This is a genomic window from Okeania hirsuta, from assembly GCF_003838195.1.
Classification (GTDB): Bacteria; Cyanobacteriota; Cyanobacteriia; order Cyanobacteriales; family Microcoleaceae; genus Okeania; species Okeania hirsuta.
Genome location: NZ_RCBY01000216.1, coordinates 1 through 11834 on the forward strand (window position 1 = coordinate 1; position 11834 = coordinate 11834).

The window sequence follows — 11834 nt, forward strand, 5'->3', positions numbered from 1 at the left end:
AGTTAATTAGCTTTCAACTATCAGCTTGGGGTCGTAGGTTTGAAGTTTTAGGTTTGAAGTTTTAGGTTTTAGGTATTAAACTTTAATTTTGTCCGACTACTTAGCAGTTAATTAGCTTTCAACTATCAGCTTGGGGTCGTAGGTTTGAAGTTTTAGGTTTTAGGTATTAAACTTTAATTTTGTCCGACTACTTAGCAGTTAACTAGCTTTCAACTATCAGCTTTGGGTCGTAGGTTTTAGGTTTTAGGTATTAAACTTTAATTTTGTCCGACTACTTAGCAGTTAACTATCTTTCAGCTATAAACTTGGGGTGGTAGGTTTTAGTTAGGTAGGTTTGAGATATAAACTTTAATTTTGCCCGACTATTTAGCACTTAACTAGCTTTCAGCTTGGGGTCGTAGGTTTGAAGTTTTAGTTGTGAGATACTAAACTTTAATTTTGTCCGACTACTTAGTAGTTAACTAGCTTTCAATTATCATCTTGGGTTGAAATTACTTTTGAAATGACATTTCTATAGGTTTCAGTATAAATATAAGTTAAATGCTCACTGCTTACTTGCTGACTACTGCTTAAAGTAATGATTAATATATTTGTGTTTCATGTTCTCTTTAAACAAATATCTACATTTCCTAAATTATATAGAATCTGGTTATACAGTATATTTTTATAATTCTATCCACACTTTCTCGCCTTCAATCTCTCGACCTCCCCTTCTCCCCACACTTCCCACCCCCAAACATAAGATAAGTATTCAACCGGATTTTATATTATAGAGTTATATTAATATTTTCACTATTCTCCTAAGGTGAGGTGGTTAACTTTTTTAACCTAAAACCTACAACCTTATTCAATAGTTAATTTGATTTTTATGGAATTTTCCAATTTATCTCTAGTACAAATTTTAGAGACTTTAAAGGTAAGAAAGTTTCTAGGAAAAAAAGAGTTAGAAATCTTAGAAACTCAGGAATTAATAGACCGAAAACGTGCCCAGGTTTTTAACATTAATTTAGAAAATGTGAGAGAAGTAATTAGAGAGCGATCGCTTGTATTTCAATCTGTAATTACTGACTATCATAAATTACCCTTGAAGGATAATAATACTCTCGAAAATTTATGGAAATTTTGGTTGCCTTTAGGGATAAAATTAGCAGGTAAGCGTCAAAATTTAAGCCATCCATTAGTTCAAGGTATTTTAGGCGGACAAGGAACAGGTAAAACTACTCTGGCTAAAATTTTAATCTTGATTTTAGATAAACTTGGCTACAATACAATATCTATTTCTATTGATGATATTTATAAAACTTACGCTGAACGTCAACTATTACAAAAACAAGATTCCCGATTAATTTGGCGCGGTCCTCCAGGAACCCACGATATTAGTTTAGGAATAGAAACTTTAGATAAATTACGTCAATCTAACAATCAAAGTTCCGATAACTTAATTCCAATTCCCAGGTTTAATAAATCTCTTTTTAATGGTGCTGGAGATAGAATTGAACCTGAGATGGTAAGTAAAGTTGATATTGTTTTATTTGAAGGTTGGTTTGTTGGAGTTAGACCAATTGCTGAGAAAGTTTTTAATGCTGCACCACCACCTATTATTACAGAAACAGACCGAAAATTTGCCCGTGATATGAATAGAAAATTAATAGACTATTTACCTCTTTGGCAAAAGTTAGATAAATTAATTGTTTTATACCCTAATGATTATCGCTTTTCTAAACAATGGCGACAACAAGCAGAACAACAAATGATTGCTTCTGGAAAGTCGGGAATGAGCAACGATCAAATTGAAAAGTTTGTGGAGTATTTTTGGAAAGCATTACATCCAGAATTATTTATTACACCACTGATAAAAAATACTGAATTAGTAGATTTAATCATAGAAATTAATTCTGATCATTCCCTTGGCAAAATTTATCATCCAAATTAGTTAAGTTGAGCAACAAGACTTTATTTGGCGAACATTTTGATTTCTATTAGGTGAAATTTTTAGACACCATAACCAATGTTAGTCCATAATAGATTGTTACTATCGCGTCCAGATAATTAGCAATATAGTAGAAGGAAGAAGGCTTTAGTTATCTAGGATAGAAGGAAAAATCTTGCGTTGTCTGAGTTTTAAGCTTTTGATATTTCATGTTTGTTTTCTTCAACTGCTATGAAAAAAACTTGTAGTCCTGCATAGTAATGTTTAAGAACAAAATTTGGTATTTATAGCGCTGTGCGCAGGCAACAGGCAACAGGCAACACTCCGGAAGGGGGAATAAAAAACCTATAATATAAGACTTTTAGCTATTGGACACCTCTTGTAATTTGTAAATATGCCAGCGCACATTGCTATACCTAAATATTTATTCTCCAAGATATTCAACAGTATTTTCAGAGGAAGTCGTGAAAAAATTATGGTTCCCCCTAATTTTTACCATTACTATGCACCAATAGCAAAAAACTTTCCCTTCTTCTTCTCTGCTCCTGACTTCTAATACCAATTCCCAAAAATAATGTTATACTTCTTCAACACTTCAGTTATTCAGATAATAAGTAAGTTCAGTAATATTTTTAAAGATTATAGAAATTAAGTTAACATATCTTATTCCTAATTTCCCTGCTCCCTGCTTCCTACTCTTTACTCTTAAGAAGATGTAGGAAAAATGCTTGAGATTTGGTAAAGAAAACCTGAAACAAAAAATATATAATTCACTCTTGATGGTAAGCAGTGAGAAAAATTCATTTTCTTTCATTTTCTCTTGTCAATACTGACCATCCTCAAACTACTTAGAACTGTATATTAGTTTGACCACAAAAATAAGTTATCAAACCTCCACTTTTAAAGGGATAAAAAAGAAAATTCTGCATTTTCTTGCCTTCCTATTTCAGGCGATACTGATAACTGAAGTCTGCAGCTCCTCTGGAGAAGGCTAACTGATAACTTAATTGACTCCAAAATATTTATTTATAAACCTTTTCTTTACCTTCTTCTTGAACTTCAGGAACTACTTTAGGAGCTACTTCAGGAAGTACTTCAGGAACTATTTTTTCAGGAGCACAAGCAATAAAATTAGTGAGTAAACATACACTTGGACCTATGGTTGTACCACGCAAATTAACCCCTTCTAAATTAGCTCCACTAAGATTAGCAAGAGTTATATTTGTTTCAATTAGTTTTGCTTTAGCAAGGTTCGCATTAGAAAAATTTACATCTTTCAAATTTGCTTGACGCATATCAGCATTAAAAAGGTCAGACTCACTCATATTGGCATTTTCTAAATTAGCTCTCAACCAATATGACTGACGTAAATTTGCATTAGAAAAATTAGCCCCACTAACAACAGATTCAATCAAATTAGCTTCAAATAGATTAGCATTTTCTAAAGTTGCTCCTGTCAGATAAGCTCTAGATAAATTAGCATGAGCTAGGTAAGTATCTGTTAAATCTGCACCTCGAAGATCTGCATCATTCATTTTTGCTCTAGAGAGATTGGCATTAGAAAGATTAGCACCAATAAGATTAGTAACAGCAAGATTTGCCCCAGATAAATTTGCTCCTTCAAGATTTGCACCTTCAAGGTCAGCTCCAATCAAGTTAGCATTATATAAGTTTGCTTTACTAAGGTCACATCCCGAACATTCATTAGTTTTTAATAGTCTTCTAATAGCTGCTGGGTTAGCTGCTTTTGCTGAATTTATCCAGCCAAGTTGGGATAAAATCATTATGATTGCGAATATTGTCAATTTCATATTAAGTATTTGGGGGTATAGAGAATAATTGAACAGAAAATATATCTGAGTAGTAAGTATACAAATAATTTTATCTATCTACTTATATAGATAATTGCTTAATTTATCATACATCCAAATTTTTTAGACCGACAAATTTAAAACATTATTAATTATTAAGTAGTTGGCATTTAGTCAAGTATTCAATTGGGATTGAATTCTTGCTTATATCCAGTCTAAGCAAATTGCCCAGAAATATCAAAAGCTTAAAAACTCAAACAACCCAAGGTTTTTCCTTCTTCCTTCTTTATTCTTCCTTCTTTGTTCTGCTATATTCCTAACTTTAACTATTTAGTTATCATAGTATAACTTCCATCCCAATCATTTGGTGGTGGATTTGTTATATGCTTAACCGATCGTTGAATATGTGTACCAACAGCTTCATCATCAGGTCTCATTTTTTTAGCTCTCTCAAAGTAACTAACAGCCAAAGCAAAATTCCTTTCCATATAAGCTTTTCTAGCTCTAGAATAAAGTTCTAAAAACTGTTCTGTTTCCTGGTCAATATTATCTGAAATTGCACCAATCAATTCATATATACTTACAGATTTTTGCTTACCTTTAACTTTAACCTTATCCAATTCTCTGACCCTAACATAATCGCGACAAAGTTCATAAGTAAACTCACTTAAAATAATATCGCAGCCATAATGTTTAGTAATTGATTCTAAACGGGAACTCAAATTTACACCATCACCGATTACTGTATAATCCATTCGTTTTTTAGAACCAATATTACCAGATACTACCTCCCCTGAACTAATACCAATACCAATTTTAAATTGTGGTCTATCGGGACGAGACTCATTAAATTTTCGGAGACGATGACGCATATCTAAAGCAGTTTTAACCGCCATTAAAGCATGATTTTCTAAAGGTAATGGTGCACCAAAAACAGCCATTAAAGCATCCCCCATAAACTTATCTAAAGTTCCTTCATGGTCAAATACTGCCTCTACCATTGTTTCAAAATATTGATTTAAAAGCTTAACTACTTCAGAAGCTTCTAGGTTTTCTGTAAGAGTTGTATAACCTCGAATATCAGAAAATAAAATAGTTACTTCCTTACGCTCTCCTTCAAGTAAAGCATCTTCAGCTAAAGTCATTACTTGTTCTGCAACCTCTGGAGTCATGTAGCGATACATAGTATTTTTCATGCGTTTTTCTTGACTAATATCTTCAAGAACGACCAATCCACCACGCACACCACCTTCAGGATTAGTTAGGGGATTAACTGTTAGATTCAAACTACGCTCAATGACTCGATCTAATTCAGATATATCTATTAATCTGCTAAAATCCATGTGGTTATTTTGAACTAAATTTGCCTCTAAATTGGTCGGTGTTTCTTCTCCCCAAAGAATAAAAATATTAGGATTTTTTTGGTCGGGAACTGCTAAAATATAAGCTATTTCTTCTTCACCTTCAAATTTTATAAAAGAACCTACTCGTAAATTTTGCTCTGGAACATATTGTCTAGTACCATGCTGTAAACTATCTTCTAAACGAAACTGTAAATTTTCAATTGGTATAACTTCCCATACATATCTACCAATCAGTTTTTCCTCCCAAAGTTGTCTATTTGTTTTACCTTTTATCTCTTTGTCAATAGGACAACCTAACATTTCTAAAGCTGCTCCATTGATAGTCACAATTCTGCCTTGCATATTTGTAGAAATTACAACATCAGACAAACTTTGTAGAATATCTTTCTGATATTGCTTTTCTACCAAAACATTTTCAAAAAGTTGAGAATTCTGAAGGGCAATACCTGCTTGAGCATTAAAAGCTAACAAAAATTTTTCATCTGAAGAATTAAAACTACCTTGATTTTTATTAATTAACTGAGTTACTCCAATCAATTCGCCCTTAGCATTATACACAGGCATACAGAGAATATTTCTTGTTTGATAACCTGTTTTTTGATCTGTACTAGGGTCAAAACGAGGATCTATATAAGCATCAGGAATATTAAGAGTTTCTCCAGTAGAAGCAACATAACCAGCTATACCTCGATTGGCAGGAATTCTAATTTCCACCATTTTTTTTTCATCTGCTGTCGCTACCTTAGTCCAAAGTTCATTTGTTTCTTTACTAAGTAGAAACAATGTGCTACGGTCTGCTTGCATTAAATTACAAGCTTGATCCATTACAGCTCTTAAAGTTGTTTCCAAGTCTAGACTTTGACCTAAAGTTGTGGTTGCTTTCAGTAATGCTGAAACCCCTCGCTGATTCCTAGCTGCTACATAAAATGATTGACAACTTTCTATAATAATTCCCATTGAATCACCGAAAGAGCGGAATAGTTGCTCATCCTCTTTGTCAAAAGGGACATCATTCGCTTTATTAAGTAGTCGTACTACTGCTACTGGTTTGTTAGAGCTGGTGGTGCTGAAAACTGGTATACAGAGGATAGTACGAGTATCATAGCCTGGAGGTTGGTCTACTTCTTCCCTGAAGAGTGGATGAGTTTTGGCATCAGCAATATTGAGCGCTTCTCCTGTTGTGGCCACATGGCCTAAAATACCAACATTAATTGGTAAGTGGTAATCTTGGGACTTACCCGTACTTTCGAGAATAGTCTTATACCAAAGTTGTTTTTTCTCTTGGTTAACTAAGAAAATAGTTGTTTGATCTGCTTTCAGGATTTGACCAATTTTGATAGTAAAGGCATCTAATAGTTGTTCTAGTAAAGTTTCAACACCTTTATTGTTAATTAAGTCAATAGCTCGTAGATATTGATGAAATTCAGCAGTAATAAACTCTAGCAGACAAACAAACTCTCCTACTGGCAAATCCTTCACGCGAGTTGCCAGTAGACCCATACGATCAACTTGAGTCAATGTTGCCAGAATACTACCAACAGCGTTAGAGAATGTCATTTGAACTGCTTGATCTTAAAGTTAAATTACTCCAACTTAAGTCTATATTTTCTCTGGGTTTAATTTTTTCCAAGTAGATAAAGTTTTTTACTTACAAAAAAAATGTTATTATACTAAATTAGACTATATCTAAGTATATTTATTCCAATAGTAGGGCATAAATCTAGAAAAGTTAGGACAATTATATGGTTAGCTAAATCCTATCATAAATTTTGAAAGAGGACTCCGGTTTTAATCACGAGATTTAACGGTGACATGGGGCGTAACTACTGTGCGGGAAATCTACGCAGACAACCTAGAGATAAATTTCGGTGTTGGTAAACAAGCGAGATGAAACTTTAAGGGTCATCCTTCTGTAATAGCTCCGAATACCTAACCAAAGTAGGCAAGGGGTGTTACGCTTACCAGAAAATCATCTTACCAATTACCAACGCCTAAATTTCAACCAGAAAAATAATTGAGCAATACGCGCCCGCATTTTTGGTGTTATAGTTATATCAATAGCAAAAAGGGCACAAGGCCAGGGGAAAGCGCACCGCCTACCCGGAGGAAACGTCAGTGTAAAGACAGAGCAACAATCCTTGTGGAGACGGTCTGGCAACTCAGTTTATTTAATTTGCTGCCTAGTTAAGAATGTATGTAGCCCTAGCGTTGTGCTAGTGAAACAAGAATCTCCCATTATAATCGAGGGATTTAACGGGAGAGTGTCAAGACTAGTTTTAGTCTACTTAATTATCACAAATGAATTTAATATCCCGCAGTCCATATCTAAAATCTATGATTTAGATATGGGTAACCTGGACAATAAATTATGTAAAGTTGTTTTGTCAACCCTAATAGCCAGACAGTTTACTCTCTTTAGCATATCTAGCAATCATCAAATTTTTTGTATTTATTTAATGTACTTCCTTTAGAGGTTTCACAAGAAAAATTTTCTGTTACCTGCTATAAATTCCAGTTTTTCCCTACCATCAAAAATTTCCATCCATAGCACCCTTTGATTTAGATGAAGTTAGCGATCGCAAATAGCTTTAGTTATGCTGCTGATGGTATAGAATAGGCAGAAATAACTTTTTGATAATAGTTTCTTAACTGCTGAGTTGCTGCTGACCATCCCCAAGATTCTGCTTCAGATCTGGCATTTTGACGTAGAGTTTCTCGTTCCTCTGAATGAGCTAAGAGGCTTTGAGTAGCTCCTATCGCTCCTTTTTCATCAACAGGATCGAATAGATAGCCATTTATTCCATTTGTAACAATATCAGGAATACCTCCAGAATTAGCTGCTACTACAGGAGTGCCGGCGGCCATAGCCTCTAAAAGTACCAATCCTAAAGTTTCAGTGCGAGAGGGAAAGATGAAAGCATCAGCAGATGCATAGGCAGAGGCCAGCTCTTGACCCCGGAGATAGCCCACAAAGTGTGTGGGAGTGTCTGCAAAATGTTGTTCTAGGGATTCTCGGTTAGGTCCATCTCCTACAAGAGCTAGACAAGCATTGGGGATGGCCTCCAGGATTGGTTTAATACGGTCAATCTCTTTTTCTGCACCTAAACGGCCAACGTATAGTAGTATTGCACTATCTGGATTTCCTTGACTGAGGCGATGGCGCATTTCTTGACTAGCATGGTGGGGCTGAAATAATTCTGTATCAACTCCGCGCTGCCAAAGGTCTACTCGCTCAATGCCGTGGTTGCTTAATTCTTCTACCATTGCTGTAGAGGTACAAAGATTTAAGTCTGCTTGATTATGGCCTGATTTGAGTAATTCCCAAAGCAACCCTTCGAACATTCCTAAACCATAATGATGTAGGTATTGAGGAAGGTGGGTATGATAAGATGCTACGAGTGGTATATTCAGCTTTTTAGCATAGTAGAGGCCACCTAAGCCTAATACTGCTGGGTTAGCTACATGAATTATATCTGGCTGAAACAGCTCTAACTGTTTACCAATAGTAGGAGTGGGTATTGCTAATTTTAATTCTGGATAGAGGGGTAAGGGAAAACCCTCAATGCCACAAATTTTTGCTCCTTGATATTCTTTTAGTCCTCCCTCGGGGGAAAATATTAGCACTTGGTCCCCAGAACGTTGCAGATGTTCAACAGTATGGCATAGACGGGTAACTATACCATCTATTTTTGGTAAAAATGTTTCGGTAAAAAGGGCTATCCTCATAAGTATATTAGCTGGAAAAATATTAGTCAGAATATTTATTTTTTTGCATGGTAACAGGTTTAGCTATTACCTCTTGAATTTAGTCAGGACACCGATAATCCCAGTTTATGTATTATCTCATAATTATTAACAAAGATAAACATTTTCTTTCGGTGTGATTAAGTAAGTCCATTTACTATCTTTTCTATAGATACACTGGTGTTGTACAAATTCTGTAATATTTTCTATCTTCACAATCCAATCTCGGCTATACTTTCGTAGAGTTTCACCCATGGGATTATGATCGAGACCCCATTGCAGTCTAATACTTGATCGCCCCACAAGTTCTTTCCATTCTTCTTGAATTTTATAGATAGTGGGAATAAATTTTGAATGTATTCCTTTTGTTCAAATTCCATCAAATGCTGTACGTTTGATAGTTACAGCCAGAATTATTTCTTGTCCTGTTTTGCTGCCCCATGCAGAACGATACATCATCCATAAAAAGTTGGTTTTAATCCAACTCATTCTATTCAGGCTAAACTCACCACCAAAATAACCTTTTGACGCTGCAAAATTAATGATTTATAGCCTATATGCTTAGTAGACAACCACAGAGTTTTCATCAAATTATGCTAATATCTATTTACCATTAGTTGGCCAATTACTAATTTGTTTGAGTTAAGTAGGTTTGTGTGGCTAGCTGCATATTAACTAGGGTTTGCTGAAAAAGTATGAGTGGTAGGGGTAGGAGACAACCCACCCCTAACCCCTCCCAGGAGGGGAATACTGGAGACAGGAGACAGGAGAAATTGGAATTTATAGGAGGTAGGAGCGGGCGTTTTGTAAGAATGATTTTTCTGCCCAACTATGCGCCTAAAATACGCTCCTTTTTGAGCATAAAGAGGTGAAAAATTTGCACTGCAATTCGACTCCAAAAATTCTTTAGTCTTTTTATGTCTTGCTTTTAGATTTAATCAGCAAGCCCTAACTAAACCATTAAATTTATAACTGGCGATCGCTTCTTTTTGAAAATTATTTAACCAAACAGAGGTAATAGTAAAAACTATTACCTCCATGATTTTTATAGACAGTTTATCGTTTCCAAGATACCTTGGGCAGAATATGATCTTTATCTACACGTTGCTTGTATTGAATAGCATAATTTAGCAGAGAATCTAACAGAGAATCAGATAAATAATGAGGTTGCAAGCCAAGATCTAAGAGATTTGTGTTTTTAGCATTGAAATAATGTTGCTCTAATTCCACTCTAGGATTTTCGAGGTAATTAATTTCTACATTATCCAAATTATCTAAATCATCTGGAGCTAAATTCAAATCTTTACCTGCTTTATCTTTAAAAGCTTTACCTGCTTTTTGGACCATCATTGCCAAGTCACCAACACTGAACATTTCAGTAAATTGATTAAAGACTCTAAATTTACCTGCTTCTGCAGGATTAGCGATCGCTATTTCCATGCAACGGACTGTATCTCTAATATCTAACAAGCCACGAGTTTGTCCACCCTTGCCATACACAGTCAGTGGGTGTCCAATAGCTGCTTGAATACAAAATCTATTGAGAGCTGTACCAAAAACTGCATCATAATCCAGACGGTTAATCAAGAGTTCATCTTTGATTATTTCATCACTTAGGAGGCCAGTTAGTGCAACACCGTATACGATTCCTTGATTGAGGTCTGTGGCACGAAGTCCCCATATTTTACAGGCAAAGTGAATGTTGTGACTATCGTGAACTTTACTTAGATGGTAGAAAGAACCTGGTTGTTTAGGATAAGGAAGAGTATCTTTGCGCCCATTATGTTCAATGGTGATATAGCCCTCTTCAATATCTATATTAGGTGTACCATATTCTCCCATAGTTCCCAGTTTCACCAAGTGACAATCTGGGAAGTCCTCTTTCATTGCATAAAGAATATTTAGCGTCCCCACTACATTATTGACCTGAGTCATAACAGCGTGTTCGCGGTCAATCATAGAAAATGGAGCAGAACGCTGTTCGCCAAAGTGGACTATAGATTCTGGTTCAAACTGACGTAGTGTGTTACTCAGGAAATTATAGTCAGTGATATCTCCTACATATAAGTCAATTTTTTTGCCAGTCAACTCTTTCCAACGTTGAATGCGCTGTTGGATCGGGGCAATAGGTGTCAGAGTTTCGACTTGAAGTTGCATATCCCAGTGTCGCCGAACCATACTGTCTAGGATACCTACTTCATAACCTTGATTGGAAAGATAAAGAGCGGTTGCCCAACCGCAGTAGCCATCGCCACCAATTACCAGGACTTTCATAAACTTACTTTGAATCTTGCTTACTGATATTGGCTTAATGTATCAGGTATTGGAACTTTATGGCATTTCTTGTTTAAATCAAATGCAACTGGGTGAACTGTCCCGGCGCTGACGCAAGCGTACAACATAGGCCACAACCCAGAGACCAGCGTAGTAGTAGATTTCTTACGTCCTCTATTAATACGACTTACAGTCTGGCGATAGGCTTTGTCCCGCGTCCCACAGGTCAAAATTCGTAGTCCCTCCTCTCTGAGGTTAATTGCAGCATTGATATCCCTGTCATGGGTTGTCTGGCAATTTTCACAAGTCCACTGTCTGACATCAAGAGGTAAACTTCCTACTTGGTTTAAGCAAATATGGCCAGTTTTAGAACTGGGGAAAAATCTATCAACCTCTTGATAAACCTTGCCTTCATTTTCTGCCTTATACTTCAGCATAGTCATAAACATTCCCCATCCAACTTGTCCTATTGCCTTGGCTAGACAATGATTTTTCATCATTCTTTTGACATTAAGATTTTCAGTTACTATGACTTGGTTTTCGTCAACTATCCTACGCGATAGCTTGTGTAGAAAATCTTCACGACAGTTAGCAATTTTACGTTGAAGAAGGAGACAGGAGACAGGAGACAGGAGACAGGAGGAAAATTACATGGGGATTCTAACCCCAAGTAATTTTGAACACCGTGTAGACGGTGGGGTATTAAACCCA

At 35.7% G+C, this 11834-nt stretch carries 8 protein-coding genes and 1 pseudogene; 2 read left to right on the forward strand and 7 right to left on the reverse strand.

Annotated features, from left to right (window positions below; translation table 11 throughout):
* Positions 1 to 868 precede the first annotated feature (868 nt).
* Positions 869 to 1933, forward strand: a complete 1065-nt coding sequence (locus D5R40_RS25385; RefSeq protein ID WP_124155412.1) for a glycerate kinase — start codon at positions 869 to 871, stop codon at positions 1931 to 1933.
* 1019 nt (positions 1934 to 2952) lie between these two features.
* Here the strand turns inward: D5R40_RS25385 and D5R40_RS25390 are convergent.
* The 5 genes from D5R40_RS25390 to D5R40_RS40055 all read right to left on the reverse strand — a co-directional run bounded on the left by D5R40_RS25390 (position 2953) and on the right by D5R40_RS40055 (position 9395).
* Positions 2953 to 3714, reverse strand: a complete 762-nt coding sequence (locus tag D5R40_RS25390; protein WP_240041650.1) for a pentapeptide repeat-containing protein — start codon at positions 3712 to 3714, stop codon at positions 2953 to 2955.
* A 353-nt stretch (positions 3715 to 4067) separates the two neighbouring features.
* Positions 4068 to 6662: a GAF domain-containing protein gene (locus D5R40_RS25395; protein WP_124155414.1), complete on the reverse strand. Its 2595-nt coding sequence runs from the start codon at positions 6660 to 6662 to the stop codon at positions 4068 to 4070.
* Positions 6663 to 7697: 1035 nt separating this feature from the next.
* Positions 7698 to 8831, reverse strand: a complete 1134-nt coding sequence (locus tag D5R40_RS25400) for a glycosyltransferase family 4 protein (RefSeq protein WP_124143629.1) — start codon at positions 8829 to 8831, stop codon at positions 7698 to 7700.
* Positions 8832 to 8957: 126 nt separating this feature from the next.
* On the reverse strand, positions 8958 to 9152 hold the full coding sequence (locus D5R40_RS40050) for a hypothetical protein (RefSeq protein WP_240038803.1): 195 nt from the start codon (positions 9150 to 9152) through the stop codon (positions 8958 to 8960).
* Between the two features lie 66 nt (positions 9153 to 9218).
* Complete coding sequence (locus D5R40_RS40055; protein WP_375339409.1) at positions 9219 to 9395, reverse strand: DUF4291 family protein; 177 nt, start codon at positions 9393 to 9395, stop codon at positions 9219 to 9221.
* 149 nt (positions 9396 to 9544) lie between these two features.
* Here D5R40_RS40055 and D5R40_RS36045 point away from each other — a divergent pair, with 149 nt between their 5' ends.
* Positions 9545 to 9721 carry a hypothetical protein gene (locus D5R40_RS36045; protein WP_161564361.1) on the forward strand — a complete coding sequence of 59 codons (177 nt, stop codon included), beginning with the start codon at positions 9545 to 9547 and terminating at the stop codon, positions 9719 to 9721.
* 184 nt (positions 9722 to 9905) lie between these two features.
* Here D5R40_RS36045 and D5R40_RS25410 read toward each other — a convergent pair whose 3' ends face one another.
* On the reverse strand, positions 9906 to 11123 hold the full coding sequence (locus tag D5R40_RS25410) for an NAD-dependent epimerase/dehydratase family protein (RefSeq protein WP_124143628.1): 1218 nt from the start codon (positions 11121 to 11123) through the stop codon (positions 9906 to 9908).
* Positions 11124 to 11143: 20 nt separating this feature from the next.
* Positions 11144 to 11722, reverse strand: a pseudogene (locus D5R40_RS25415) (RNA-guided endonuclease TnpB family protein); the annotation flags it as partial.
* Between the last annotated feature and the right edge of the window lie 112 nt (positions 11723 to 11834).

Coding starts and splice junctions, on each gene's coding strand:
- D5R40_RS25395 (WP_124155414.1), bottom strand. CDS start 6,662: ATGACATTCTCTAACGCTGTTGGTAGTATTCTGGCAACATTGACTCAA.
- D5R40_RS36045 (WP_161564361.1), top strand. CDS start 9,545: ATGAGTGGTAGGGGTAGGAGACAACCCACCCCTAACCCCTCCCAGGAG.
- D5R40_RS25390 (WP_240041650.1), bottom strand. CDS start 3,714: ATGATTTTATCCCAACTTGGCTGGATAAATTCAGCAAAAGCAGCTAAC.
- D5R40_RS25400 (WP_124143629.1), bottom strand. CDS start 8,831: ATGAGGATAGCCCTTTTTACCGAAACATTTTTACCAAAAATAGATGGT.
- D5R40_RS25410 (WP_124143628.1), bottom strand. CDS start 11,123: ATGAAAGTCCTGGTAATTGGTGGCGATGGCTACTGCGGTTGGGCAACC.
- D5R40_RS25385 (WP_124155412.1), top strand. CDS start 869: ATGGAATTTTCCAATTTATCTCTAGTACAAATTTTAGAGACTTTAAAG.